The organism is Agrobacterium tumefaciens, from assembly GCF_013337285.1.
In the GTDB taxonomy this organism is placed as follows: domain Bacteria; phylum Pseudomonadota; class Alphaproteobacteria; order Rhizobiales; family Rhizobiaceae; genus Agrobacterium; species Agrobacterium burrii.
Map to the genome: position 1 here is coordinate 160500 of NZ_SUPW01000006.1, position 26351 is coordinate 186850.

A 26351-nucleotide genomic window follows, 5' to 3' on the forward strand; every position below is an offset into this window, starting at 1 on the left:
TGAAATGCTGGAACTGAATGGAATAAGAAAAAGCTTTGGCAAGATCGAAGTCCTGCGCGGCGTCGACCTGCAAGCGCGCGCCGGCGAGGTGCATGCGCTTCTGGGCGAAAACGGTGCTGGCAAGTCGACTTTGATGAAGATCCTGTGCGGCATTTTGCAGCCCTCGGAAGGAACGATCCGCATTGACGGCAAGGATCGCCGCTTCGCCAATTATGACGAGGCGATTGCCGCTGGCGTCGGCATCGTGTTTCAGGAGTTCAGCCTGATCCCCTATCTCAATGCCGTTGAAAACATGTTTCTTGCCCGCGAAATTCGCGGGCCGCTGCGCCTTTTGAACAAGGGCGCCATGCGCAAGCGCGCGGCTGAGATCATGAGCCGTCTGGCCGTAGATGTTCCGCTCGACGTGCCGGTGCATCGCCTGTCCGTCGCGCAGCAGCAATTTGTCGAAATCGCCAAGGCATTGTCGCTGGATGCCCGCATTCTCGTGCTCGACGAGCCGACCGCAACGCTCACCCCGTCCGAGACCGAACACCTGTTCAAGGTCATGCGGGAGTTGCGGCGTCAGGGCGTGGCGATCATCTTCATTTCGCATCATCTTGAGGAAATATTCGAGATCTGCGACCGCATCACTGTTCTGCGTGATGGTGAACTGATCGGTTCCTGCCTGACTTCGGAGGTCGACAATGACCGTCTGGTGGAGATGATGGTCGGCAGGCGCATCGAATCCAGCTTCCCGCCAAAGCCGCAGCTCGATCCTTCCGCCGCAAAGGTGATCGAAGTGGAAGAGCTGCAATTGAAAAAGGGCGGCCCCGTCTCGCGCTTTGCGCTGCGGAAAGGTGAAATACTCGGCTTTGCCGGGCTTGTCGGCTCGGGCCGCACGGAAACGGTTCTCGCCATGCTGGGCGCGCATTCCGCCTCGCGCCGAAAGATCAAGGTCGATGGCGTGGACACGCGTTTTTCCGGGCCTGATGAAGCGCTGATGCGCGGCATCGGCTTGCTTCCGGAAAGCCGCAAGGAGGAGGGGCTGATCACCAGTTTCTCCATCCTGCAGAATATTTCGCTCAACAATTATCGCAAATACCGCAAGGCCCACTGGTTCCTCGATCTCAAAAAGGAACTGGAGTACACGACAAAGGCCATGGCGCAGGTGCAGGTCAAGGCGCAGGGGCCTTACGCCCGCGTCGGCACGCTATCGGGCGGCAATCAGCAGAAGATCGTTATCGCCCGCTGGCTGAACCATGACATGCGCGTGCTGATCTTCGACGAGCCGACACGTGGCATCGATGTCGGCGCGAAGGCGGAAATCTACTCGCTGATGCGCGAATTCGCGGCCAAGGGCTATTCGATCATCATGATCTCCTCGGAGCTGCCGGAAGTGATCGGCATGTCCGACAGGGTCTGCGTCTTCCGTTCCGGCGGCATCGTCGCCACGGTCGAAGGCGACGACATCAATTCAGAAACAATAATGACAAACGCCACCACCGGGAGAGTTGAACATGTCGCTTGATGCAAACACCGGCGTTGCCGCGAAAACGGGCGGTTTCAGTCTCAGCTCCATGCTGCGTTCGCCGCTCGCCCTGCCTCTGGCGGGCCTGATTGTCGTCTCCATCCTGATGGGGCTTGCGAGCGACAATTTCTTCAGCGTCAACAACATCATGAACGTGCTGCGGCAGGTCTCCGTCGTCGGCATTCTCGCTGTCGGCATGACCTTCGTCATCCTCACCGGCGGCATCGATCTGTCGGTCGGTGCGGTCATGGCGCTTGTCGGCACATTGTCGGCCGGCCTGATGGTGAATACCGGCCTGTCGCCCGCGGTTGCCCTGCCGGCTGGCCTCTTTATCGGTCTGGGCATCGGTATCTTCAACGGGGCGCTTGTCGCCTGGGGTAGGATGCCCGCCATCATCGTCACGCTCGCCACCATGGGCATGGCGCGTGGCCTTGGTCTGATCTATTCCGGCGGTTATCCGGTCAGCGGCATTCCGAGCTGGATTTCCTGGTTCGGCGTGGGCCGCATCGGCATCGTTCCGGTGCCTGTCATCATCATGGTGGTGATTTATGCCGTGGCCTGGGTGCTGTTGCAGCGCACCGCCTTCGGCCGCCACGTCTATGCGCTTGGTGGCAACGAGTTGGCGGCCCGTCTTTCGGGCGTGAAGACCCGGCGCGTCAAACTTGCCGTCTATGGCATTTCAGGTGTCACGGCAGCTTTTGCCGCGCTTATCCTCACCGGCCGCCTGATGAGCGGTCAGCCCAACGCCGGTGTCGGTTTTGAGCTTGATGCCATCGCGGCTGTCGTTCTCGGCGGCACGGCGATTGCCGGGGGCAGGGGGCTTATTCTCGGTACGCTCATCGGTGCGGTGCTGCTGGGCATCCTCAATAACGGCCTCAACCTCATGGGCATCAACCCCTATCTGCAGGATGTCATCAAGGGCGGCATCATCCTGCTGGCCATCTATATCGGACGCGAATGGCGCTGAGCCGGCCCGAAAACATCTTCATAAACGCAGGAGAATTAAATGTCTGAATCGCTGCAAGGCAAGATCGCAGTCATCACCGGTGCCGCATCCGGCATCGGGCTTGCAACCACAGAAGCGCTGCTGGAACAGGGCGCAACCGTGGTCATGGTCGACTGGAACGAGAAAGCCTTGAAAGATCTGGCCGCCAAGCTCGGCGAGCGCGCCATTCCGCAGGTTACCAACCTCTTGGATGCCGACAGCTGCAACGCCATGGTTCCCGAAATCCTGGAGAAGGTCGATCATATCGACATTCTCTATTGCAATGCCGGCACCTATATCGGCGGTGAGCTGACCGAAACGACGCCTGAAGCCATCGACAAGATGCTGAACCTCAACGTCAACGCGGTCATGAAGAATGTTCAGGCCGTCGTGCCGCATATGTCGGCGCGCAAGACGGGTGATATCATCGTCACCTGCTCGATCGCCGGCCATTTCCCGACCTATTGGGAGCCGGTCTATTCGGGCTCGAAATGGGCGATCACCAGCTTCGTTCAGGGCATGCGCCGCCAGATGATCCCGCACGGCGTGCGCGTTGCGCAGGTCTCTCCTGGTCCGGTCGTCTCCGCACTGCTGGCGGACTGGCCGGAGGAAAACCTCCGCAAAGCCAAGGAATCGGGTAGCCTTATCGACGCGAGCGAAGTGGCCGATGCGGTTATCTACATGCTGACGCGCAAGCGCACCGTCACCATCCGCGACATGCTGGTTCTCCCGACCAACTTCGACCGCGTTTAAAAATGTCTGGGGCGGCTGGGGAAATCGGAACCGGTCCAGCCGCTCCATATCGTTCAAGCACCGGATGATCCGCTCCGAGGAGTATCGCAAATGGCTTCCTACCTTGTTGGCGTCGATGTCGGGACAGGCTCGGCGCGGGCCGGTGTCTTCGATGTCGCAGGCAAGCTTCTCGCTACCGCCAAACGCCCGATCGGCATGCATCGCGAGGATGGCGGCATTGCCGAACAGTCGAGCGGTGAGGTGTGGCAGGCGGTTTGTGATAGCGTTCGCGAAAGCGTTTCGCGCGCCGGTATCGATCCGGCCGAGGTCGCCGGCATCGGTTTTGATGCCACCTGCTCGCTCGTTGTTCGCGGGCCTGATGATGAGACCCTGCCAGTCGGCGCTGCCGATCATCCTGAACGTGATATCATTGTCTGGATGGACCACCGCGCCGTCGAACAGGCGGAGCGCATCAACGCCGGCGAACATGCCGTCCTGAAATATGTTGGCGGCCGCATTTCCCCGGAAATGCAGACGCCCAAGCTGCTGTGGCTCAGCGAAAACAGGCCGGATATCTATGCGCGCGCCGAGCATTTCTTCGACCTGACGGATTTTCTGACATGGAAGGCTTCCGGCGCGCTTGATCGTTCCGCCTGCACGGTCACCTGCAAATGGACCTATCTGGCTCATGAAAACCGCTGGGATGCGGAGTATTTCAACCACATCGGGCTTGGCGATCTAGCCGAGCAGGGCTTCCGCCGCATCGGTGAAAGCGTCGTCCATCCCGGTACAGCGTTGGGCGCGGGCCTGACCGAAGATGCGGCAAAGGCCATGGGGCTGGTTGCAGGCACCGCCGTTGCCGCAGGCCTGATCGATGCCCATGCCGGTGGCGTCGGCACGGTGGCTGCCGGCGGTGATGCATCGCGATGCCTTGGTTATGTCTTTGGCACGTCCTCCTGCACCATGACCACTACTGCCGAACCCGCCTTCGTGCCGGGTGTCTGGGGTCCCTATTATTCCGCCATGGTTCCCGGCGCATGGCTCAACGAAGGCGGCCAGTCTGCCGCCGGTGCGGCCATCGATTATCTGGTGCAATTGCACCCGGCCTTTGCCGAGGCGAAGGCGCTTGCGGACAAGGAAGGCAAAGCCTTGCCGGTATGGCTTGCCGACCGCGCTCTCAGCCTTGCCGCATCCGCTTCCGCCGCAGCTGAGATTGCCGAAGATTTTCATGTGGTGCCGGAGTTTCTGGGTAACCGCGCTCCCTTTGCCGATCCGCATGCCCGCGCAGTCATTGCCGGTTATGGCATGGAGACCGGTGTGGATTCCCTCGTCGCGCTGTACGTCGCGGGGCTTCTCGGCCTCGGTTACGGGCTTCGCCAGATCATCGAAACGCAGGCCCGCAACGGCGCGCCGGTGGAAACCATCAGCGTCAGCGGCGGGGCAGGCGCTCATCCGCTTGCCCGGCAATTGCTGGCGGACGCGACGGGGCTGCCTGTCGAACTGACCGAATGCGAAGAGCCGGTGCTTCTGGGGTCGGCCATGCTGGGTGCCGTTGCTGCGGAAACCTATCCGGATCTTATGGCGGCAATGCCCGCCATGTCGCGGATCGCCAGCTGTGCTTCGCCAGATCCTGCTTTTCAAAAGGTTCATCAGTGGCGTTACGACGCGTTTCTGGCGCTCCAGAATGCGGCGCGCGCCATTCGCTCAGCCAGCCATTCCTGAAGCGCGTCAAAAGCTTAGATCATCTGGCCCTATTGGCCGCAAAATAACGAGGGTTCCATGCAGTTTTCCGGAAAGTCCGTCATCATCACCGGCGCAGGCAAAGGCATCGGCCGCGCCTGTGCGCAGCTGATGGCCGCACGCGGTGCGGAAGTGGTGGCGATCAGCCGCACGCAGTCCGATCTCGATAGCCTGAAAAGCGAAATTGGCGGCCGTTCGATCCGTGTCGATCTTGCCGACGTCGCTGCCACCCGTGCTGCCATGGCCGAAGCTGGTCCGTGCGATTTCCTGATCAACAGCGCCGGCATCAACGTGCTGGAAAGCGTGCTAGACATGAGCGATGCCGGCTATGAGGCCGTGCTGGGCATCAACCTGCGCGCCGCTCTCGTCACCTGCCAGGAATTTGCCCGCGCTCGTGTCGCGCAGGGTGGCGGTGGCGCCATCGTCAACATCACGTCCATCGCCGGCCATCGCGGTTTTCAGGATCATCTTTGCTATGCGGCGTCGAAGGCCGGGCTTGAAGGCGCAACCCGTGTTCTCGCCAAGGAGCTTGGCGCGCACGGTATCCGCGTTAACGCCGTTGCCCCGACGATCACGCTCACCGAACTGGCGGCGGAAGCCTGGAACGATCCCGTGAAGAGCCAGCCGATGATGGTTCGCCATCCGCTTAACCGTTTTGCCGAAGCCGAAGAGGTGGCGCAGAGCATCTCGCTGCTGCTCTCTGATGACAGCAAGATGATTTCCGGGGCCGTGTTGCCTGTGGATGGCGGTTTCCTCGCCGTTTGACGTTTGGCAAACAGGCTCGGAGAATAATGAGCGGATGCGCAAGCGCGCCCGAAGGTTAAGAGAACGCCCGGCAAACCGCCGGGCGCATCTAGATTAATGACGATGCTCGGGCATGTCCTTCAACTGGTCCTTCGTCCATGAAGTAACCGCGTGGACATCGCCGTCCTCATCCCGCATGAAATCGAGATCGCTGAGCGGCACGGCGACAGGCTTTGCGCCGATGCCGAGAAAACCACCGACATCGATGATCGCTGTGCTGCCGGCTCCAACGCCGTGCACGTGGTCAACCTTGCCGACCTTATGGTCATCCGCACCATAAACGGTCGCTCCTTCGAGCACCGAAGGCGTGAGTTCCGTTTCAACCAGACGTACGTGATTGGTGTGATCCATTGTTCTTCCTCCTGTCTTGGTTTGCAGAAAACAAACTCCCGCATCGCAAAACTGTTCCATCCAATTTTGCGGCTGGTGGAGACGGGTTATTTCTCATCGGTGCATTGTTGGGTCCCGGGCGGATGCCCGTCAGAAGAACTGGAGGAACAGGCAGCCCTTCTGTGGGAGGCGCTTGGTCCTCCTCCCCCGGTCGACCGAAAAAGGACGGCTATTTGCCTCTACCCCGTCCGGTCAACTTGCGGTGGCAGGTCGTGACTTTCCTGCATTGTTGCGGGTCGCTGCGCGGCGTCCAGAAAGAAATTCATCGACATCCTCTTCTCGCAGCGGCGGCGCATAAACATAGCCCTGCACCAGAGTCGCACCGAGGCCTTCAAGGGCTGCAAGCTCTCCTGATGTTTCGACCCCTTCCACCACACATTCCAGTCCCATATCCCGGCTGAGGGTGAGAAGGGATTTCACGATCTTGTAGCTCGCCGGCTTTTCGTGCAGGTCGGTCACGAAACTGCGGTCGATCTTGATTTTGGTAAGAGGCAGGGCATGCAGCCGCGTCAGGCTGGAATAACCCGTGCCAAAATCATCCAGCGAAATCCCGCAGCCGAGACGCCGCAACAGTTCGACTGACTGTCTGACCTGTTCGAAATCATGCGCAAAGGCCGTCTCGGTAATTTCAAGGTCAAGACGGCGTGCGTCGAAGCCGCTGTTTTCGATGATGCCGATCAGGGATAGCACGCCTTCGCAGGAATTGAGATCATGGGCCGAGAGGTTGAAGGACAGCCTGAGAGAAGGCTCCCACTTCGAGGCGGAAGCCAGGGCCATCCTGAGAAGCGGCCGCGTCAGTGAACTGACGATTCCGGCCCGCTCGGCGATGGAGAAGAATTGGGCGGGTGGCACATGCCCGAGGATCGGGCTATGCCAGCGCGCCAGCGCCTCAAAACCGTCGGTTTCTCCATCGCGTATATCCACGATTGGCTGGAACACGACTGAAAGCTCGTTTTCCATATCGCGCTGCTTGAGCAGATGTTCGATGCGGGCTTCGATATTAATCTGCTTTTCGTGTTCCGCGTCGAACAGGACGGCATCGCCGCGCCGGGTCTTCTTGGCATGATAAAGGGCATAGTCCGCCCTGTCGAAAAGCTGTTCCAGCGTGGAGGCGAGATTTGGAAAGACGGCTATCCCCATCGAGGCGGAAACATGCACCGTTCCCTCCGGCATATGGTAGGGCGCTCTCAACTGCTCTGAAATTGCGTTGGCATTGGCAACGAGCTGCGCATCATCAGGTATGATCGGAGCAACGATGGCAAATTCGTCGCCGCCCAGCCGGAACGCCTTGCTGGCTTTCAGACTGGCGGTAAGGCGTTTGCTGACATTGACCAGCAGTCTGTCGCCCACGGAGTGTCCATAGAGGTCGTTGACCGGCTTGAAGCCGTCGAGATCGATGACGCCTAACGCCAGCCGTGTTCCTGCGGCGCTGGCCTTTTCCAGCTCGACTTCCAGATGGGAAAAAAAAGCGCGGCGATTGGGCAGCTCGGTCAGGCTGTCCATATTGGCGAGCAGCAGGTTCTCGTTGCTCAGCGCTTCCGTACGCTGCTGCGAGACGACCATACGCTCGAAATTGCGGTAGTTGGTCAACAGGATGGACATCATGCCGGCGCAGACCAGCAGAACATTGATGGCGATGGCGATGAATGTCGGTTGCCGTGATGCCAGAAAGAAGACGATGAATGCGCCGTTGACGATGAGGGTGACAATGAAGGCGGCAGAGCGCACATACATCAGACAGAAGATGCAGGAAATCACGGTGATTGCCATGTAGAAGGCAACGTGAGACTGCATATAAGCGTCACCGTAAGGCACCAGCAAAAAAGACCAGAGCGTGAATGCCATGGCGATGCCGACCGCCAGGCGGTTTGTGCGCTGGAGTGCGGCATGGGCCATTTTCGGCTTCGGATCGATGCCGCGCGTCTTCCACCAGAATGCGACCCTGAGGGTGCAGCCAAGGGTGAAAAGAGTGGGAACTCCAATGGTGAGCCAAAACGGCGCCAGTTGCATGTGCGTAATGGCAAGCGCCCATGTACTTGAAAGCAGTATGAAATACATCATCGGCATCTGCCGTGTGAAGGCGCGATACTGTGCTTTCAGCAAGTCCGGATTATCAGATCGAACAGACATGAAATTTTGAAATTTTTGTTTGGCAGTTAGTATTTTCATTGGCCGCTCATCAAGTAGAGAACGGCGTTCATAACATAAATACAGTTACATCATTGAAAATACACAGGGTTAATCGATGGAGAACCATATCAACCTCGAGATGTGTACAATTGTCTGTCGCAACACATCATTTGCATTGATCAAAGTGCGCTGCTACGTCTTGAGTGATCCAAAACAAGCGTTTAATTCAGCGCCAACAATTGCGATGGCCGTCCTGCACGGGCGGGATTGGCCGTGTCCGATCCGCCACAATCAATTCCTCCAAAAATCGTGCTTGAAAACACTGAACACGTGTGCAATATGAACACGCGTTCACTCTAGAGGAAATGGTTGTTGCGCATGGACTCGATGCCTTATCCGGATACATTGACGGCTCGCGCCGAACTCTGCCGCAGCGTTATTCTTTCCGCCGGGGAACTGGTGCTGAAAGGTTTTCAGGGCGAAGCGACACGCAGCTTCTCGATGAAGGGGCCACAGGACTTTCTGACCGTCACGGATGCTGCCTCCGAAGCGCATATTCGCGGGGCCATCGCGGCTTGTTTTCCCGATGACAGTTTTTTCGGAGAAGAAGGCGGCGGGGAGATTGGCGAGCGCGTCTGGGTCGTGGACCCCATCGACGGCACTGCGAATTTCGCCCGCGGCATTCCACATTTCTGCATCTCCATCGCTTATGTCGAAAACGGGCGAACAGAGCTTGGCGCGATCTATAATCCCGCCCTTGACGAGCTTTATTTCGCCCGTCGCGGGGAGGGGGCGACGCGCAACGGCTTGCCGCTCCGGGTGTCGGAGACGGAGCGTTTCGATGCGGCGTCGATTGAAATGGGCTGGTCGACCCGCGTGGCGAATGACGTCTATCTCGACGTCGTCAAGAACCTGCTCGATATGGGCACCAATGTCCGCCGCGCCGGCTCAGGGGCCATGGCGCTTGCCTATGTGGCTGATGGCCGCTCCGATGCCTATCTCGAATTGCATATGAATTCATGGGATTGTCTTGCGGGGCTGCTACTCGTCAGCGAAGCTGGCGGGGATGTCTGCCCTTTCCTGGAAATCGGTAGTCTTGAAGATGGCGGGCCGGTGCTGGCGGCAGCCGGCGGTGTTGCCAAAGGTGTCAGTGAGGCATCGAACATACCTTTGGCCGAGCGGCAGCCGTCCGGTGGGCAGCGGGCCGCATCGGCCTGATTTTAGACGAAGCTCAGCCCGTGATGAAGGGCTGCTTCGTGCATGTGGAGGAATGACATGGATGGACCCGTTTATGCCCGGCCTGCGATCAGCCTGATTTCGGAAGGGCTCGGCCCGCACAATGCTGCGCTTTATATCGGCGGCAGCGACGGTGCGAGTGATCTCGGGCTCCTGCGCCGGCACGGCATCACCACCGTCGTCAATTGCGCCGTCAATCTCGACATCAATCTCGTACAGGCGGTGGCGGAAGAGGGTGATAAGCGCGCCGTGGGCTATGGCGATATCCGTTATTACAAGCTTGGCCTGATCGATGGCGAAGGCAGTCCCGACACGATGATGCTGGGAGCCTATTACATTCTCGACGGCGCGCTTCGGCAGACAATGCCAAAACGCGAAACCTATCCTTTCCCCGATGGTGGCAATGTGCTGGTCAACTGCCGCAGCGGCCGCAGCCGCTCCGTCTCGCTGGTAGCGCTTTTCCTCCACAAGCAGCAGCCGCATCTTTACCCCACACTTGACGACGCGGTTTCCGTGATCCGCACCAGGCGGGAATTGCGGCCCGATGAATGGTTCGAGACGCCGAAACCCATGCTTTATGCCGCCGCCCGCCGTGCTTCCGGCTGGATCGACATGGTTGAAGGCAGAAAGACCGCTCAATCATGCTGACACGTGCGCTTCCTTCCGTCGCCGTCATTGCCGACGCGCATTTTCATGACACGGCCGCTGATTTCGGATTTCCGGGCATCGAGATCGATGGTGAGCGCATCACCATGCGCAGCTGGTCGGATACACGCGAATCCACCCGGGTTTTCAACGAGAGCGCCGATGCGCTGCATGCCGCACTCGAAGAGGTGAGGCAACGCGGCATTCGCCATGTGGTGCTGCTTGGCGATTATACCGATGACGGCCAGCGGGCGACCACCGAAACGCTGAAGGGCATTCTCGAGCGTCATCGTGATGCCCACGGCACCGCTTTTTATGCATTGCCCGGAAACCACGATATTTTCGGGCCAAGCGGCCGGCACCATACCAAGGAATTCCTGACGGAAAATGGCCGATGCCTTTCCGTTTCGAGCGATGCACGGCGGGCCGGGGAGCGGGTTGTTATCAGCGACCGGATGTATTGCGAGGGCTATCCAGTGGGCCTCGGCCCCATGGCGGCCTTCGGATATTTCCGCCAGCCGGACTATATTCATTGGGAAACGCCGTTCGGTCTCTCCGACTTGGCGGAAGACCGCCTGTACGAGGTGCGCTCGCCCGATGGACACAATGTCTACCAGCTGATGGATGCCTCCTATCTCGTCGAGCCGGAGCCGGGTCTCTGGCTACTGATGATTGACGCCAATATTTTCGAACCGCTCGATGGTACTTTCAAGACAGGCGAAGAGGCGGCCTTCACCGACAGCACCTCCGGCGGCTGGAACGCGCTTTTGCGCTGCAAACCCTTCATCATCGACTGGATTGCCGATGTGCGTCATAGGGCAGAGGCGCTGGGCAAAACGTTGCTTGGCTTTTCCCACTATCCGGCGCTCGATCCTTTTGATGGCGCAAGCGGTGCCGAGGGCGCGCTGTTCGGCGAAACCAATGTCGTGCGCCGCACGCCGCGCAAAGCGGTGGAGGATGCGCTGCGTCACGCCGGGCTTGCCATCCATTTCAGCGGGCACCTGCATGTGGAAGGTGTGACAAGGCGCGGGGAAGGGGAGAGTTCGCTCACCAATATCGCCGTGCCGTCGCTGGTGGCCTTTCCGCCTGCCTTCAAGGTTGTCCACCCGTCGCGGCAGGAAATCACTGTGGAGACGGTGGAGATGGACGCTCTGCCGATCAACAGCCTTATTTGCCGAGGCTATGCGCAGGAAACGGTGCTGGCTGGCGAGGACGAGGACCGGGCGTTTGCGGCGGGCAACTATGGCGAGTTTCTGCTTGGTCACAAACGGGCGCTGATCAGGCACCGTTATTTCATCAAGGAATGGCCGGCCGAGGTTGTGGCGGCCATTGCGGATAAAACCGTGCAGGATGTCATTGGCCTGATTGGAAAAAAGGGCGCATCCACATCGGACGGCCTCGTGCTGGCTTCTGAATTACCGATGTTCGAGCTGATTGCCGATTGGTATTGCCTGCGTCAGGGCGCGGGTCTTGCCCTGCCGCATATCCAGCCGGAGCGGCTTTCCCTCTATCGGGTGCTTGCAGAACGCTTCGGCCGCGAGGCGGATCGCCACGACGGTTCCGTTCAAAGCTTTATCGAAATCTTCTTCGGTGCGCTTGGCCTGTTTCTGGAGCGTGCTGAAGGCAGTTCGCGTGATCTCACGCTTCAGTTCGCTCCACAATATGAGCGCGTAGCGGTTTGATCTGAAGGTTTTGCAACGGGCTGCTGCATCGCAGCCCCGAGTGCAGACCGGCGGCGGGGACGACAGGCGAGGTGATCCGATGGAATCGGTCGTTGTCAGCATCAATCTGTTCGGCGCGGTGGCGCTGCTACTTTTCGGCCTTGCGCAGATCAAGGACGGCATGTCGCGCGCGTTTGGCGCCAGGCTTCGCACCGGTCTTGCCGCCGGCACGCGGGGCGGTTTTCGCTCCTTCGTTGCCGGTCTCGTGGCGACGATCGCCTTGCAGAGTTCGACTGCGACCGCGCTGATGGTCGCTTCTTTCGTTGAAAAAGACCTTATCGCGCCGGCCATGGCGCAGATCGTGCTGCTGGGAGCCAATGTTGGCACCGCGATGACTGCGTGGATTGTCGCGCTCGGGCTTGGCTGGCTGTCGCCAATGCTCATCCTCGCGGGCGTCATCCTGCTACGGGGAAAATCGGCGCAGCGGCAGGGAGCGGGTGCGGCCCTTGCCGGTGTCGGCCTGATGCTGCTTTCCCTGCATCTTCTTTCCGCCGCGACCGATCCTATCAGACAATCACCGGCGCTTGGCCTCTTCATTTCATTGCTTGGCGATGCCTGGCCGGTGGCGCTGATTTTCTCCGCCGTCCTGGCGGTGCTGGCATCTTCCAGCCTTGCGATTGTCGTTCTCATCCTGTCGCTCGCGGCAAGCGGCGGCATCGAAACGAGCCTCGTCATCGTGCTGGTGCTCGGCGCCAATCTCGGCGGTGCGGTGCCACCGGTGCTGGCAACGCTGAAAGCGCCGATTGCGGCGCGCCGGGTGACTGTCGGCAACCTCATCGTCAGGGCCATCGGCTGTCTTCTGGCCCTGCCTCTTGCCGGATATGGCGCGGTGCTTCTGGATATGTCGCCCTTTTCGCACGCCAATCTCGCGGTTGATGCGCATCTTTTCTTCAATCTGGCTGTTGCCGCCATCGCGTGGCCGCTCTCGCCGCTGCTTTTGCGGGTAACGAAGGCAATGCTGCCGGAAAAAGAGGGAAGCGAAAGCAGCCGCAGCTATCTCGACAGTCACGATCTCGATCAGCCGGTTGCAGCACTTGCCGGTGCAAGCCGCGAGGTGCTGCTGGTCGGCGACCTGATCGAGCGCATGCTGCGGCAGGCAAGCGAGGCGATGCGCGATAGCGACGTCGCGAAACTCAACGACATCAGCAGGCTGGAAGGCCGGGTCGACCGCATACAGCATGACATCAAGGTCTATGTCTCGAAGGTCGGACAGGATGGGCTTTGCCGGAAAGACCAGCGCCGCGCGATGGATATCGTCGAATATGCCATCAATCTCGAACATATCGGCGATATTATCGAGAAGGGTATCCGTCCGGAAATCGCCAAGAAGATCGATCTTGGCCTGCAGTTTTCCGCTGACGGCAAGAGTGAGCTGGAGCGTCTTTTCGCCGTCACACTCGACAATATCCGCATGGCCCAATCGGTTTTCGCGACCCGCAATGCTGATCTTGCCCGCCGGCTGGTGGAAGTGAAGGAAGATGTGCGGCGTCTCGAAAAGCAGTCTTCGGAGCGCCATTTGCAGCGCCTGCGTGATGGCCGCGCCGACAGCATCCAGACCAGTTCCGTGCATCTGGACATGCTGCGCGACCTCAAACGCATCAACGCCCATATCGCCGCCGTCGCTCATCCGATCCTCGATGAAAGCGGCCTCCTGATTGAAAGCCGCATCAAGCAGGTGGGTTAGCGCGCGGTGATGCGCTCGACCATGGAAACGGGCACGACCTGAAGCCGGGTTTCCGGCAGGTCGCTGTCGAGAGCGGTCAGGACTTTTTCGGTCAGCGCGTCGAAGGATTGGGCAACGGTGGTCAGTTGATAGCTTTTCCAGCCAGCCTGTGGAATATCGTCGAAACCGACGATCGAGAGATCTTCCGGCACCCGGCGGCCCATTTCCAGCCGCGCAGCGTCCATGAAACCGAGCGCCAGCAGGTCGGTTACACAGAAAGCGCCATCGATCGCCTTGTCGGCCAGCAATTCGCAACCGGCCTGATAACCGCTGTCATAACTTGTCGGTCCGCCGGACCAGGGAACGACCTCGATGCCTTCGATGGTCATGCGCTGGGTGAAGGCGCCGGCGCGGCGCAATTGTGCCGGGGTCTGGCTGCCGCTGGAAATGACCGCGACCTTCCGGCATTTCGCCGCCACAAGCCGCATGGCGGCAAGGTCGGCACCGTGGGAATCGTCGCTCAGCACCATATTCGTATCGGTGCGGTCGAGACGCTGATTGATGAGGATGAGGCGCACGCCATTGGCGATGCATTCATCGACGATCGAGGCCGGCGGTTCGCCGGAGAGAACGACGATCGCCTGGGCGCGGAACTCGAAAAGAAGCTCGATCAGCGGCGCGATATCCTTGCGCGCATCGGCCGCATTCAGCAGCAGACATTGCAGACCGCGACGCAGAAGGCCGATGCTGAGCAGGTCGAGCTGCTTTGAAATGAAGGGAGAGCTGAGATTGGCGCCGACGACCCCGATGAGGTTGGAGCGGTCATTGTTGAGGCCTTGCGCCAGACGGTTGACGCGGTAGCCAAGTTCCTGCGCGGCTTTCAGCACCTTACGCCGTACCACCTTCGAAACGCTGCCGCCGGGGGTGAAGGTGCGCGAGACGGCGGAGCGCGAAACCCCGGCCTTTTTCGCCACCTCTTCGGCTGTCACGAACCCTCTCGCCATTCAATTCCCCCGGTTGCGAAATCCTATGCCTGATACCACAGGCGATGTGGCGTCGGCTATTCCAATCGAAATTTTTCAGCTGCCCGCCGCTGCGCGAGGGCAGGGAGATGACGTACACTCCTGGAAAACGTCCCATTCGTTCCATTGCTGTCCCGCCGGGAAAAACATTCCTCCGTTCATCATGCTAAAAAAATTACAGTTTTGTGACAAAAAGACGTTTTAAAACAAATAAATAACTTAGTGATCACGTGTGCATTTTTTCGTTGACAAACCGCCTTTAAAGACGGATCATGCATTCCAAGGTCGAGTGATATATGGAATTTTTATTCCATATTCGCTTTGCCGACGATGTTTTCGGGAGGAGCTGGGATCATCGTTGTTGGCGGGTTTTGGGCACCCGCTTCTGAAGCATTGATGCATTGCTGAAGGTCACGCACGCGCCGCCTGTTTTGCAGGCTGTGCGAAGGCAGTTTTTTGCCGGCGTGTCAGGGCAGTGGTGTGGCCATACGGGGAGAGATAATGGCTCTTTTAAGCGAATCAACGAAGGCGGAGGCATTGGGGCGTCCCCCGGCGACCGCGCCTTCGGCATGGCAGGCCTGGCGATATCGCCTCAAGGTCGCGCTCCGGGAGCCGACGACGCTGATCGGCGTTCTGACGGCCCTGCTTTTCACCTATCTGATCGTCATTCCGATCATTTCGATCGTTTTCGATGCGGTGCGCGTGCAATTCGGCCACGAACGGCGTCTTGGCAAAGATGTTGGCGACCTCACGCTTTATTATCTCGACAGAGCGTTTTTCTCGCCTGTCGCGACAGACCTTTTCTGGCGACCGCTCTTCAACACCCTGACGGTAGCTTTCGGGGCGATTGCGCTTTCGCTGGTCATCGGCACCGTGCTTGCCTGGCTTATCAGCCGCACGGATATGTTCGGCCGTCGTTGGTTCGCCACCGCGCTGATCGTGCCTTATATGCTGCCGGCCTGGACCTTCGCGCTGGCATGGACGACCCTGTTCAAAAACCGCACCGTTGGCGGCCAGCCCGGCTGGTTCGAGGCAATAGGCCTGACACCGCCGGACTGGGTGGCCTATGGGCGCTTCCCGATCACCATCATCCTTGCGCTGCATTACACGCCTTTCGTCATCCTGCTGTTCGGCTCGGCGCTTCGCCGCTTCGACTCGCAGCTTGAGGATTCCGCCCGCATTCTCGGCGCACACCGTTATCAGGTGGCCTTGCAGATCATCATGCCGCTGATGCGCCCGGCGCTGCTGTCTTCCATGGTGCTGATCTTTGCGAAGTGCCTTGGCGAGTTCGGTGTGCCTTATGTTCTGGGGCTTCCCGTGAAATTCGAAGTCCTGTCGACTTCGCTGTTCCGCAGCATCGCCTCGCGCCAGACCGGCGTTGCCGGTGTCGTTGCGGCTGCGATCATGCTCATCGGCATCGTCACGCTGATGATTGACGCCCGCCTCGTTCGCGAAGCCCGCCGTTTCGTGACGATCGGGTCGAAGGGTTCGATGAACCGTCTAAGCCGTCTCGGCAAGATGCGGCTTCCGGCAACCGGCTTTGCCGCTGCCGTCTTTATACTCAGCGTCGGCCTGCCGCTTCTGACCCTGGCGCTCTCGACCGTCATGAAGATGCCGGCCAGATTCTCGCTCGATAACTTCACACTCGATTACTGGATCGGCACCAACCTCAACACGGTGGCCTTGCAGACCGGTGTTCTCTTGAGTCCCGATCTCTGGGCGGCCGCCAAAAACACGATGATGATCGTTGGCCTTGCCTCGCTGACATCAGGCGTTCTCGGTCTCTTGGTCGGCTATGTCGTCATCCGCACGCCGGTGCGCGCGCTGTCGGTCTATCTGCGACAGGTAACGTTCCTGCCTTATCTCGTGCCGGGCATCGCCTTTGCCGCCGCCTATCTGTCGCTGTTTGCCGTTCCGCGCGGGCCGATGCCGGCGCTCTATGGCACGGTGACGATCCTTATCCTCGCACTGATTGCCGACCAGATGCCCTATGCCTCACGCGCCGGCATTTCGGCCATGACGCAGCTTGGAAAGGACCCGGAAGAGGCGGCGCAGATCGCCGGGGCCGGCTGGTTCCGCCGCATGATCTCCATCGTCATCCCGATCCAGAAGGGATCGCTGGTGACGGGGGTTCTCCTGCCCTTCATCTCGGGCATCAAGGGCTTGAGCCTTTTCGTCATCCTCGCCGTGCCGAGCACGGACGTGCTGACCACCTACTCGCTTCGGCTGGTCGATTACCATTACACGCAGGCCGCAAACGCCGTGGTGCTGATCATCGCCGGCATCGCCTATTTCGGCACGCTGTTGGCCCAGAAACTGACCCGCACAAATCTTGCAGAAGGACTTGGAAGCTGATGCCTACCATCAACTTGCGCGGTGCGCAGAAAAACTACGGTGTGAATTCCGCAAATGCGGTTTCCGATCTCGATCTCGAAATCCGCGACGGCGAATTCATGTGCCTGCTCGGCCCTTCCGGCTGCGGCAAAACCACGACGCTGCGGATGATCGCCGGCCTCGAAAACCTCTCCGGCGGAGAAATCCGTGTCGGCGACCGGGTGATAGACTCTGTCAATGACGGCATCTTCGTGCCGCCGGAAAAGCGTGAAATGGGCCTCGTCTTCCAGAGCTACGCGCTCTGGCCGCATCTGACCATCGAGCGTAATACAGATTTCGGCCTGCGCTTGCGCAAGCTGCCGAAGGCCGAGCGTGAAGCCCGTGTGGAACGCGTCATGCAGGCGCTCGATATTGCCAAATATCGCGACCGGTATCCGTCGCAGCTTTCCGGTGGGCAGCAACAGCGTGTGGCGCTGGCCCGCATGCTGGCCGTCAATCCCGGCGTTCTGCTTCTGGATGAGCCGCTGTCCAATCTGGATGCCCGGCTGCGGCTGGAAATGCGCGCCGAGCTGAAGCGGCTGCACAAGGAATTCAAGACCACCATCGTCTTCGTGACGCACGACCAGTGGGAAGCCATGACGCTTGCCACCACTATCGCCGTCATGAACGAGGGCACGTTGCAGCAGATGGGCACGCCGAACGATATCTATGATCGTCCGGCCAACCGCTTCGTCGCCGAATTTGTCGGCAGCCCGCCGATCAATATCCTGACCTTTGGCCAGCCCGGCGTCTCCGATGTTGCCGATAAGGGCGAAGCCTATTTTGCAGCGCGTTATCCGCAACTGCGCGGCATCGCGTCGGTCGGCATGCGGCCGGAGGCGATGGGTTACGTGATGAAGCCGGAAGATGTGCCGCAGGGCAGTTTCTCCGGTGAAATGACGGTGACGGGCGTGCTGCCGACCGGCGGCAGCTGGATTCTTGAGCTGAGAAGCGAAAACCACACGCTGTTTCTCACCACCCATTCCCTGCCGCGTATCGACAGCGGCGACCGCGTGTTTTTCCACGTGTCGCCGGAGGCCCTGCATGCTTTTGACGCAAGGGGGCAGCGGGTCACCGAGGCGGACGCCGTTCTACGCAACAGCACCTACAACTGAAAACGCCGGCAAAGACGGCTGAAGGAGAAGCAGTATGAAGCGGACAATGACGGGTTTGAGCCGGCTGTTATGCGCAACGGCTATCGCTGCGACGTTTGGCGGCGCGGCGAAGGCGGAAGAGCCTTTCGACCTCAATGCCCTGATCGAGGCGGCCAAAAAGGAAAAGCCGATCACCGTCTATGACAGCACCGGCAAGATCGTCGAAATGGCGAAGAACTTCGCGGCGAAATATGGCGTGGGCGCCGAGGGCGCGAAGGTCAAGGCCACAGCCCAGCTGGAAATGATCATCCGCGAGGCGCGCGCCAACAATATCCAGGGCGACGTTTCGATCATCAGCGATGCGCCGGCAGCGATGGCGCAGCTTATTCCGATGGGTTTTGTCGAAAGCTGGTTGCCGCCGGATCTGGCCGGCAATATTCCGCCGGAATATCAGGACCCGCTCACCGTCGTCACCAGCGCCAATGTCTGGGCCTATAATAGCGAGCTTTTCGAAAAATGCCCCGTTTCCAACATCTGGGAACTGACCGACCCGAAGTGGAAGGGCAAGGTGGCGATGCAGGATCCGCTCGGCAAAGCCTCCTATGTCGATTGGTTCAATCAGATGGCCAAACATGGCGATGGCGAGGTAAAGGCGGCCTATAAGGCGCTCTACGGCAAAGACCTCGAAACAGCAGAGACGACAGCGACCGCCGCCTGGGTGAAGGCGCTTGCCGCCAACGCTCCGCTTCTGACCGATGCCGATGCGGCGGCCGCCGAAGCCGTTGGTACGCCCGGCCAGAAGGATGCGTTCATGGGCCTCATCAGCTCGGCGAAGTTCCGCGACAATGCCGACAAGGGCATGAAGCTTGGTCTTTGCAAGGAGCTGAAGCCTTGGGCCGGCTGGCTTTATCCGGGCGTCGGCCTGATCACCAAGGGTACGGACAGCCCGAACGCAGCGAAGCTCTTCATTCACTACATCATGACCGCTGAAGGCATCGCGCCGCAGGCGATCGACGGCAAGATGTCGACCAACAAGGAGGTGAGCCTGCCCGCCGACGAGCCTTCGGGTATCGGCGCGGTTCTCGACCACATTCTGCCTTACAGCATGGCCACCAGCCTTGACGACTGGGATGCGCGCGAAACGTGGCAGGACTTCTGGCGCGTGAACTACAAAAAATAACGGGGGGACCGACGCAGTGACGACAATGAACCACAACCGATATGGTGGGCAGCGCGGGGGCCGAATGGCCTCCGCACTCTCCCTGATCTTCTCGCTGGCGCTTGGCACCGCCGCACATGCGCAGGACGCCTTTAATCTCGATGCGCTGATCGACGCCGCAAAGAAGGAAAAGCCTATCACCGTTTACGCGGTGACCGGCAAGATCGTCGACACCGCGCAGGCCTTCACAGCCAAATACGGCGTGCAGGCCAGCGGCAAGAAGGTGAACGAGGCAACGCAGGTCGAGCTGATGATCCGCGAGCATCGGGCCGGCAACGTCGTCGGCGATGTCAGCGTTGCAACCGATGTCGCCTCCGCCATGGGGGAGCTTTTGCCGGAAGGCATCGCCACCAGCTGGTCACCGCCGGATATGGAAGGCGATATTCCGCAAAAGCTGCGCGATCCGCTCGTGATCGTCTCCGATCCGCATGTGTTTACCTATAATACCGAGAAATACGACACATGCCCGGTCACCAATATCTGGCAGCTGACGGAGCCGCGGTGGAAGGGCAAGCTGGCCATGCTCGATCTCTTCGACAAGCCGCTTTACGCCGACTGGTTCAACCAGATCGAAACCCATCACGATGCGGATGTCGCCAAGGCCTACGAAGATCTCTACGGCAAGAAGCTTGAAACGGGCGAAAAAAGCGCGACGGCAGCCTGGGTAAAGGCCTTTGCCGAAAACGCGCCCCTGCTTTCTGATTCAAGCACGGTTGCGGATGCGGCCGGTGCGCCGGGGCAGGCCGATCCGTTTTTCGTCATCACCTCTGTGGCCAAATACCGTGACAATGAGACCAAGGGGCTGAAGCTCGGGCTTTGCACCGGCGTCAAACCCTTTTCCGGCTTCCTTTATCCCGGCTTCGGCCTGATTGCCGGGCAGACGAAAAGTCCGAATGCGGCAAAGCTCTTCCTGCACTACCTGATGACGGAAGAGGGCATCGCGCCACAGACCGCCGACGGCAAAATCTCCGGCAATACGAAAATCGCCTTGCCTGCGGATGAGCCTTCGAAGGTGGCAGCTCACCTCGACGAGCTGATGGCTTTCGATGCGACAACGGCTGCCGATGACCTCGACAAGCGCGAAGGCTGGCAGGATTTCTGGCGTGTGAACTACAAAAAATAACGGCAAGGCGGGCGCGAGCCTGCCTTACTTTTCCTTGGGAGGGGAGACGATGAAAAGAACAAATTTGACAACGGCGTCAGCCATTGCTGCGGCAATGATCGGATTGTCTGCCATGGTTGCTGCGGCCGAAGAAGCCTTCGATCTGGATACGATCCTGGCAGCGGCGAAGCAGGAAAAACCGATCAATATCTATGACAGCACCGGCAAGATCGTCGAAATGGCCGATAAGTTCAGCGCCAAATATGGGCTGAAGGCGACAGGGGTGAAGGTCTCGGCCAACAGCCAGCTGGAGATGATCATCCGTGAAAGCCAGTCCGGCAATGTGCAGGGCGACGTGGTGCTGATCACCGACGCGCCATCGGCGCTCGCGCAGCTTCTGCCGGCGGGTTTCGTCGAGAATTACCTGCCGGGCGACATGGCGTCTAAAATCCCGGCGCAGTTTCAGGACCCGCTGGCAATTTCCACCAATGCCAATGTCTGGGCTTACAACACCGAAGCCCATGACAAATGCCCGGTGGGCAACATCTGGGAACTGACCGAGCCGAAATGGAAAGGCAAGGTCGCCATGGTCGATCCCTTGAGCAAGAGCACCTATACGGATTGGTTCAACCAGCTTGAAGCGCACGGCAACGAAAAGGTGGCGGCGGCCTACAAGGCCCATTTCGGCAAAGAGATAGAGGAAAAAGGCGCGTCTGCCGCATGGATCAAGGCAATGGCTGCAAACGGCCCGCTTGCCACCGAAGGTGACGACCCGGTGGCGGAAGCTGTCGGTGCCCCCGGCCAGAAACAGCCATTTTTCGGCCTGCTAAGTTCCGCCAAGTTCCGCGACAATGCCGACAAGGGTTACAAGCTCGGCCTCTGCACGGGCCTCGATCCATGGGTCGGCTGGACCTACATCAAGCTCGGGCTGATCGCGTCCAAGACCAAGAGCCCGAACATGGCGAAGCTCTTTGTTCATTACATCCTGACGGAAGAGGGCATCGCGCCGCAGATGAAGGACGGCAAGCTACCGACCAACATCGACATCAAAATGCCGGCTGACGAGCCCTCGGGGCTGATGAAGGTTGCCGACAGACTGATGGGATACGATTCCGCCACCGGCCTCGATGATTTCGACCGCCGCGAGGAATGGCAGGACGTCTGGCGCGTCAACTACCGGAAATAATCCCGACTGGCGCGGCTCCTGCCGCGTCGCCTCCTTCTTTGCGAACGAACAGACTGGATATGCCGATGCAGACCTCACCTTCGACCGAACGGAACCTTGCAAATGAGGAGGCGTTTTCCCGCTCGGTGCGGCTGATGAAAATCGCCGAGACGGCGGCGCGGGCCGTGCGTGATCCGCTGCTTTCGGCATTCCGCTCTGAAATGGCGGTGGACTATAAAGTCGATCTCCACGACATCGTCACCATTCATGACAAGCGGGCTGAAGCTGCCATTCGTGCCGTCATTCTCGCAAGCGAACCCAATTCCGCGATCATGGGCGAAGAAGGCGGCCAGATCGGCAGCGGCGAGGTGCAATGGTATGTCGATCCGATCGACGGTACGGCAAATTTCGCCCGTGGCCTTGCCTTCTGGTGCGTATCGATTGCAGCTGTCATCGACGGCGAGGCGGTTGCCGGCGTGGTCTATGATCCCGTGGCGGACCAGATGTTTTCCGCCAATCTTGAAGCTTCCTATCTGGACGGAGACAAGCTGCGCTCCCGCAGTGTTGCAGACGAGACCCGGGCGACCTTGATCACCGGTTATCCCGTCTCGCGTGATTTCCGGCTGGATGGGCGGGAAGCGGCGCTCGCCAATTTCGGCGCTCTTGTCGAGACCTTCTCGACATTGCGCCGGCCTGGCAGCGCCGCGCTCAGCATCGCCCATGTTGCGGCGGGCTGGACGGATGCGGCCGCCGGTTTCGGTGTTAATGCCTGGGATGTGGCCGCAGCCATCCTCATTCTCAAAAATGCCGGCGGAACCTATGAGCCGCTGACCCTTGGAAAGGTGGCGGAAGGTTCTGCCGATTTCCTCTGCCCTGGTTATATCGCCACGGGTGAGGGGGCGAATTACCCGACATTAGAGCGGGTGGCGCGGTCCATATCCGAAAGCCGTATCGCAGCTATAGGACAAAGCCAGACGGCTGCGAAAGCCTGAACAGATAAAAATATGACGGTGTCCACGTTGGCGCCGATGGAGACATGACATGCCACAACCGGAACAGGTCCTATCCCACGAGCAGGAAAGCGGCGAATTGCCGAAGCTCAGCCGCATCTATGAGCAGCACCCACTTTATGGCGTCGATCTGTTCATCTCGGGTAAGGAGGGTGCCAGCGACCTCAACCTTCTGCGTCAGAACGGTATCACCACTGTCGTCAATTGCGCCGTCAATCTGGACTTCAACTTCGTGGAACAGCCACAGGTCGTTTCCGATCATGAAGGCAGCATCTATGGGCCGGGCGAAATCCGCTATTACAAGATCGGCCTGATCGATGGTGCCGGAAATCCCGATACCCAGATGGTGGCGGCCCATTATATTCTGCGGGCGGCGCTGGAACAGGTATTGCCCGACAAGCCTTCCTATCCCCGGCGGGAGCGCGGCAGCGTACTCATCAATTGCCGGGGAGGGCGTTCGCGTTCCGTCGCCGTCGTTGCGCTCTTTCTGCACCTGACGCTGCCGGTGGAATTCCCGACGTTGGATGATGCCATCGACTTCGTTCGCGTGAAGCGCGAACTGCCGGAAAACGAATGGTTCAAAGCGCCGAAACCCGTGCTTGCGGACGCCGCCCGCCGGGCCGCCGGCTGGATCGCGATGATCGACGCCGCGCATTGAGGAGAGATTACCCCGGTGTCATTTGTTTTCGTGCGGTAATGGCGACGTCCTCGGCACAAAAGGACGTCGCCATTTATATGCCGGGAGGTTGTTAGATGGCATCCTCTCGGCCGTTCTTGTTTAAGCTTCGGTCACCGCATAGTTCCACGCCCGGACCTTCTCGATGTTCCTGTCCGAGCAGGAAACGATTTCGAACGCAAAACCTTCGCCGGAAACACGCTCACCCACCTCGGGAAGGCGATTTAGACGCCACAGAATGTAGCCCGCGACGGTGGAATAACGATCGGCTTCATCCACCAGATCGATGTCGAGAAGATAAGACGCCCTTCTGACATCGACGGCGCCGTCGATAAGCCAGGAGCCGTCTTCCGCTTTTTCCGAAATCAGCAATTCTTCGCCTTCGTCAGGGAATTCGCCGGCGATCGCCTCGAGAATATCCGTTGGCGTGGCGATCCCCTGCAGCGTGCCGTATTCGTCGATGATGACGGCCATCTGCAGCGGGGATTTGCGCAGCTGTTCCATGACCTGCAGGGCCGTGGCGCTCTCATGCACGACGAGCGGCTGCCGCAGCGAGCTTTCGAGGTTCAGGCTTCCATCACGCAGAAGATCACGCAGCAGGTCCTTTGTGGCTGCGACGCCGAGGAAGGAGTCCAGCTTGCCCTGCGCGAGCATCAACCGGGAATGGTCGAGTTCGAGCAGACGGTGGCGCAGCGTCTCCGGGTCGGCGTCGATATCCAGCCAGTCGATCTCGGTGCGTGGCGTCATGATCGAGACGACGGGGCGTTCGGCAAGTGTCAGCACGCCGCGGATCATGTCCTTTTCTTCGGATTTGAACAGGTCGCTGAGGGTTGCCTGTTCGGCGATAAGATCGGCCGTCTCGCCAAGCGGCTGTTCACCGACCCGGCCGCCGAGAAGCCGCAGAATGGCGTTGGAGGTACGCTCACGCATATCACCGGCGGTGATGCGCCTTTCGCGGTTGCGCCTGCCAAGCTGGTTTGCCGCCTCAATGAGCACGGAAAAGCCGATGGCCGCATAGAGATAACCCTTCGGAAGATGGAAACCGAAACCTTCGACGATGAGGCTGAAGCCGATCATCAATAGGAAGCCAAGGCAGAGAATGACGACGGTCGGGTGTTTCGACACGAATGTCATCAGCGGCCTGGAGGCCGCCATCATCACGGCCATGGCCACGCAGACGGCGGTGATCATTACCCAGAGATTGTTGACCATGCCGACGGCGGTGATGACGCTGTCGAGCGAGAACACGGCATCGAGCACGACGATCTGCACGATCACCTGCCAGAAGACCGCATGGACCACCTTGCCCTGCTTCGGCTTGTGGTCACCCTCCAGCCGCTCATGCAGTTCCATGGTTCCCTTGGCGAGCAGAAACGCACCGCCGATGATGAGGATGATATCGCGTCCGGAGAAGGAGAAATCCGCGATTGTAAACAGCGGCCGCGTCAGCGTGACGATCCATGAGATCGAAAACAGCAGCAGGACGCGCATGATCAGCGCCAGCGACAGGCCGATGACCCGAGCCTTGTGGCGTTGGTGTGGTGGTAGCTTGTCGGCAAGGATCGCGATGAAAACGAGATTGTCGATGCCGAGAACGACTTCGAGAACGATAAGGGTGACGAGGCCGATCCAGATGTTCGGATCTGCTAGGAATTCCATGTTCAGGAGCCTTTATGGGAATGGATGCGAACACGCAAAGCCCCGGACTGAACATCCGAGGCTGAAAGCTGTCGCGTTGATGAAAACAAGAAAATCCGAGGCTGGCTGCGCTTCACGCGAGCCAGCCTCGTTCGGTGTCGACTACTGTCGGTACTGTCGCCTTCGTCAGGCATAGGGCGAATTTATCCCGCTATCCGTGAATTCTTGTGCCAGCCGAATTAGCAGATTTCCGGCGGATGGAAAAGCGCTTTTTGCTTAAGGTTACATTGTGAAGGTACGGTTTGGCAATCTTTGCGTGTATACCTATGGGTTTTTACCCGAGAACATCCGATCCTGTACAATCTAGGCGATTGACTACTATTCGAAAACAAAAAAGCGTTATCGCGTTTTTTCGCCTATGTCCGAAGTCGTCCGCTGGTCGATGGCCTTGCCGTCAAGAATGCTTTTCAGGGTGTCCAAGCGGTCGTTGATCAGCCATCCATAGTAGTTTTCGACCGGCAGGCGGTTTTTTGCGCCCGCATCCACGGCTGCCCGCAGGCGTTCGGCGCGACGCCTTGGCTGGCCGACATTGTAGAGTGTGGAGGTAATGCCGGGATTGCCTGAGATGTCGAAGCCCTTTTCCCGGTAGGCGTCGATGGAATCCCTGAGGATGGCGGCGATGTAGATGATGCTGCGGTCGGGATCCATGACGTCGCGGTAGATTTCCTTCGGCCTGTCCGCCGAGAGTTTCGGCAGGCCGCTCGTCCTGTTCACGAGATCGGTGACCTGCAGCGCCGTCAGCGGGCTGATCTGGCCAAGTCCGAAGGTCTGACCGGCATAAAAGGGCTGGAAGAAGGCACGCTGGAACGAGATGGCCTCATAGCTCGCACCATCCACGACCTTGCCGCGGAAGTCCTCGTCCCACACGGTGTCGCGGCAGCTCCATTGTTCGGAGGTGGTGGCAAGCGGCTCGCATGACTGAAATTCAGGCCTTTGGAGGAAGGTCTTCAGGGAAACGCCATTATAGCTGAACTTGATATCGAGTTCGGCGTAGGAAATGGCCTTGACGTAATAGGTCTGCAGGCGATCCACGGCCGAGACGTTGAAGGTATGTTCTCCGACGATGGCGCCGACAATGTGGATCGGATCGATGCCATAGGCCGCGGCGGCCCTCTTGATCTTGCTGAGAAGGGCGGGTTCACTGTTTAGAAGATCGATCGTCTTGCCGAACTTTTCCTCGTAGGTCGTGTAGAAAGCCTTGGTCCGGATCGCCGAGGCGCGTGGTATTTCCGGCTGCTCGGCGGAGCGATTTCCGGGAGGAACGACGGTCATCTGCTGCGCGACGGCGTAAGAAGGAAGGCAGGCCAGCGTCATGATGAGGGTGGCTGTGCGGGTGATCTTCGCAAACAGGCTCATGCAACAGTCTCTGTAACGGGGATTCATCGTGGTTGTGGGCCTTTCTTAGGCAGGCCATCCACGCATGGCAAGTTTGCCGCCGC

The 26351-nt window shown here is 59.4% G+C and carries 21 protein-coding genes; 16 read left to right on the forward strand and 5 right to left on the reverse strand.

Annotation, left to right across the window (positions count from 1 at the left end):
* Positions 1-4: 4 nt before the first annotated feature.
* The 5 genes from FCH38_RS17085 to FCH38_RS17105 all read left to right on the forward strand — a co-directional run bounded on the left by FCH38_RS17085 (position 5) and on the right by FCH38_RS17105 (position 5729).
* Positions 5-1507: a sugar ABC transporter ATP-binding protein gene (locus tag FCH38_RS17085; protein ID WP_174374482.1), complete on the forward strand. Its 1503-nt coding sequence runs from the start codon at positions 5-7 to the stop codon at positions 1505-1507.
* Positions 1497-2474, forward strand: a complete 978-nt coding sequence (locus FCH38_RS17090; protein ID WP_153515922.1) for an ABC transporter permease — start codon at positions 1497-1499, stop codon at positions 2472-2474. Before FCH38_RS17085 ends, FCH38_RS17090 begins: the two co-directional genes overlap by 11 nt.
* Before the next feature lie 39 nt (positions 2475-2513).
* Positions 2514-3245: an SDR family oxidoreductase gene (locus FCH38_RS17095; protein ID WP_149900765.1), complete on the forward strand. Its 732-nt coding sequence runs from the start codon at positions 2514-2516 to the stop codon at positions 3243-3245.
* Between the two features lie 90 nt (positions 3246-3335).
* Positions 3336-4946: an FGGY-family carbohydrate kinase gene (locus tag FCH38_RS17100; RefSeq protein ID WP_174374483.1), complete on the forward strand. Its 1611-nt coding sequence runs from the start codon at positions 3336-3338 to the stop codon at positions 4944-4946.
* A gap of 57 nt (positions 4947-5003) precedes the next feature.
* Positions 5004-5729 (forward strand): SDR family oxidoreductase, encoded by a 726-nt coding sequence (locus tag FCH38_RS17105; protein WP_174374484.1) that lies wholly within the window; start codon positions 5004-5006, stop codon positions 5727-5729.
* Positions 5730-5822: 93 nt separating this feature from the next.
* On the opposite strand, the gene FCH38_RS17110 is transcribed toward FCH38_RS17105, so the two are convergent.
* Both FCH38_RS17110 and FCH38_RS17115 read right to left on the reverse strand, forming a co-directional pair.
* Positions 5823-6119 (reverse strand): PRC-barrel domain-containing protein, encoded by a 297-nt coding sequence (locus FCH38_RS17110; protein ID WP_003522015.1) that lies wholly within the window; start codon positions 6117-6119, stop codon positions 5823-5825.
* Positions 6120-6350: 231 nt separating this feature from the next.
* On the reverse strand, positions 6351-8327 hold the full coding sequence (locus FCH38_RS17115) for a putative bifunctional diguanylate cyclase/phosphodiesterase (protein ID WP_174374485.1): 1977 nt from the start codon (positions 8325-8327) through the stop codon (positions 6351-6353).
* 339 nt (positions 8328-8666) lie between these two features.
* On the opposite strand from FCH38_RS17115, the gene FCH38_RS17120 reads away from it, so the two are divergent.
* From FCH38_RS17120 to FCH38_RS17135, 4 genes are all read left to right on the forward strand, one after another.
* Positions 8667-9506 carry an inositol monophosphatase family protein gene (locus FCH38_RS17120; RefSeq protein WP_153515919.1) on the forward strand — a complete coding sequence of 280 codons (840 nt, stop codon included), beginning with the start codon at positions 8667-8669 and terminating at the stop codon, positions 9504-9506.
* 57 nt (positions 9507-9563) lie between these two features.
* Positions 9564-10172 carry a dual specificity protein phosphatase family protein gene (locus FCH38_RS17125; RefSeq protein WP_174374486.1) on the forward strand — a complete coding sequence of 203 codons (609 nt, stop codon included), beginning with the start codon at positions 9564-9566 and terminating at the stop codon, positions 10170-10172.
* A complete protein-coding gene (locus FCH38_RS17130; RefSeq protein ID WP_174374487.1) occupies positions 10166-11851 on the forward strand; it encodes a metallophosphoesterase family protein in 1686 nt (561 codons plus the stop codon). The genes FCH38_RS17125 and FCH38_RS17130 overlap by 7 nt, the downstream gene beginning before the upstream one ends.
* Before the next feature lie 79 nt (positions 11852-11930).
* A complete protein-coding gene (locus FCH38_RS17135) occupies positions 11931-13574 on the forward strand; it encodes a Na/Pi cotransporter family protein (RefSeq protein ID WP_153515916.1) in 1644 nt (547 codons plus the stop codon).
* Here the strand turns inward: FCH38_RS17135 and FCH38_RS17140 are convergent.
* A complete protein-coding gene (locus FCH38_RS17140; protein WP_142842946.1) occupies positions 13571-14557 on the reverse strand; it encodes a LacI family DNA-binding transcriptional regulator in 987 nt (328 codons plus the stop codon). The two genes, FCH38_RS17135 and FCH38_RS17140, sit on opposite strands and share 4 nt — an antisense overlap.
* A gap of 519 nt (positions 14558-15076) precedes the next feature.
* Between FCH38_RS17140 and FCH38_RS17145 the strand changes: the two genes are divergently transcribed.
* From FCH38_RS17145 to FCH38_RS17175, 7 genes are all read left to right on the forward strand, one after another.
* Positions 15077-16930, forward strand: coding sequence for an ABC transporter permease (locus FCH38_RS17145; RefSeq protein WP_149900773.1), 1854 nt, complete (start codon positions 15077-15079; stop codon positions 16928-16930).
* Entirely contained in the window at positions 16930-18063 is a 1134-nt protein-coding gene (locus FCH38_RS17150) for an ABC transporter ATP-binding protein (RefSeq protein ID WP_174374488.1), read from the forward strand. Before FCH38_RS17145 ends, FCH38_RS17150 begins: the two co-directional genes overlap by 1 nt.
* 34 nt (positions 18064-18097) lie before the next feature.
* Entirely contained in the window at positions 18098-19222 is a 1125-nt protein-coding gene (locus FCH38_RS17155; RefSeq protein ID WP_174374489.1) for an ABC transporter substrate-binding protein, read from the forward strand.
* 25 nt (positions 19223-19247) lie between these two features.
* The gene (locus FCH38_RS17160) at positions 19248-20384 is read left to right on the forward strand and encodes an ABC transporter substrate-binding protein (protein ID WP_174374490.1); all 1137 of its coding nucleotides are present in this window, start codon (positions 19248-19250) and stop codon (positions 20382-20384) included.
* Between the two features lie 94 nt (positions 20385-20478).
* On the forward strand, positions 20479-21549 hold the full coding sequence (locus tag FCH38_RS17165) for an ABC transporter substrate-binding protein (RefSeq protein ID WP_423753172.1): 1071 nt from the start codon (positions 20479-20481) through the stop codon (positions 21547-21549).
* 65 nt (positions 21550-21614) lie between these two features.
* A complete protein-coding gene (locus FCH38_RS17170; RefSeq protein ID WP_174374492.1) occupies positions 21615-22520 on the forward strand; it encodes an inositol monophosphatase family protein in 906 nt (301 codons plus the stop codon).
* Positions 22521-22569: 49 nt separating this feature from the next.
* A complete protein-coding gene (locus FCH38_RS17175; RefSeq protein WP_174374493.1) occupies positions 22570-23196 on the forward strand; it encodes a dual specificity protein phosphatase family protein in 627 nt (208 codons plus the stop codon).
* 120 nt (positions 23197-23316) lie between these two features.
* Here the strand turns inward: FCH38_RS17175 and FCH38_RS17180 are convergent, their stop codons facing one another.
* Both FCH38_RS17180 and FCH38_RS17185 read right to left on the reverse strand, forming a co-directional pair.
* On the reverse strand, positions 23317-24873 hold the full coding sequence (locus FCH38_RS17180) for a TerC family protein (RefSeq protein WP_153515909.1): 1557 nt from the start codon (positions 24871-24873) through the stop codon (positions 23317-23319).
* A gap of 378 nt (positions 24874-25251) precedes the next feature.
* Positions 25252-26268, reverse strand: coding sequence for a DUF1402 family protein (locus FCH38_RS17185; protein WP_174374494.1), 1017 nt, complete (start codon positions 26266-26268; stop codon positions 25252-25254).
* Positions 26269-26351: the final 83 nt, after the last annotated feature.

Coding starts and splice junctions, on each gene's coding strand:
- FCH38_RS17155 (WP_174374489.1), top strand. CDS start 18,098: ATGAAGCGGACAATGACGGGTTTGAGCCGGCTGTTATGCGCAACGGCT.
- FCH38_RS17160 (WP_174374490.1), top strand. CDS start 19,248: ATGAACCACAACCGATATGGTGGGCAGCGCGGGGGCCGAATGGCCTCC.
- FCH38_RS17105 (WP_174374484.1), top strand. CDS start 5,004: ATGCAGTTTTCCGGAAAGTCCGTCATCATCACCGGCGCAGGCAAAGGC.
- FCH38_RS17170 (WP_174374492.1), top strand. CDS start 21,615: ATGCAGACCTCACCTTCGACCGAACGGAACCTTGCAAATGAGGAGGCG.
- FCH38_RS17125 (WP_174374486.1), top strand. CDS start 9,564: ATGGATGGACCCGTTTATGCCCGGCCTGCGATCAGCCTGATTTCGGAA.
- FCH38_RS17175 (WP_174374493.1), top strand. CDS start 22,570: ATGCCACAACCGGAACAGGTCCTATCCCACGAGCAGGAAAGCGGCGAA.
- FCH38_RS17095 (WP_149900765.1), top strand. CDS start 2,514: ATGTCTGAATCGCTGCAAGGCAAGATCGCAGTCATCACCGGTGCCGCA.
- FCH38_RS17085 (WP_174374482.1), top strand. CDS start 5: ATGCTGGAACTGAATGGAATAAGAAAAAGCTTTGGCAAGATCGAAGTC.
- FCH38_RS17130 (WP_174374487.1), top strand. CDS start 10,166: ATGCTGACACGTGCGCTTCCTTCCGTCGCCGTCATTGCCGACGCGCAT.
- FCH38_RS17120 (WP_153515919.1), top strand. CDS start 8,667: ATGGACTCGATGCCTTATCCGGATACATTGACGGCTCGCGCCGAACTC.
- FCH38_RS17135 (WP_153515916.1), top strand. CDS start 11,931: ATGGAATCGGTCGTTGTCAGCATCAATCTGTTCGGCGCGGTGGCGCTG.
- FCH38_RS17100 (WP_174374483.1), top strand. CDS start 3,336: ATGGCTTCCTACCTTGTTGGCGTCGATGTCGGGACAGGCTCGGCGCGG.
- FCH38_RS17150 (WP_174374488.1), top strand. CDS start 16,930: ATGCCTACCATCAACTTGCGCGGTGCGCAGAAAAACTACGGTGTGAAT.
- FCH38_RS17165 (WP_423753172.1), top strand. CDS start 20,479: ATGATCGGATTGTCTGCCATGGTTGCTGCGGCCGAAGAAGCCTTCGAT.
- FCH38_RS17180 (WP_153515909.1), bottom strand. CDS start 24,873: ATGGAATTCCTAGCAGATCCGAACATCTGGATCGGCCTCGTCACCCTT.
- FCH38_RS17115 (WP_174374485.1), bottom strand. CDS start 8,327: ATGAAAATACTAACTGCCAAACAAAAATTTCAAAATTTCATGTCTGTT.
- FCH38_RS17110 (WP_003522015.1), bottom strand. CDS start 6,119: ATGGATCACACCAATCACGTACGTCTGGTTGAAACGGAACTCACGCCT.
- FCH38_RS17140 (WP_142842946.1), bottom strand. CDS start 14,557: ATGGCGAGAGGGTTCGTGACAGCCGAAGAGGTGGCGAAAAAGGCCGGG.
- FCH38_RS17145 (WP_149900773.1), top strand. CDS start 15,077: ATGGCTCTTTTAAGCGAATCAACGAAGGCGGAGGCATTGGGGCGTCCC.
- FCH38_RS17185 (WP_174374494.1), bottom strand. CDS start 26,268: ATGAGCCTGTTTGCGAAGATCACCCGCACAGCCACCCTCATCATGACG.
- FCH38_RS17090 (WP_153515922.1), top strand. CDS start 1,497: ATGTCGCTTGATGCAAACACCGGCGTTGCCGCGAAAACGGGCGGTTTC.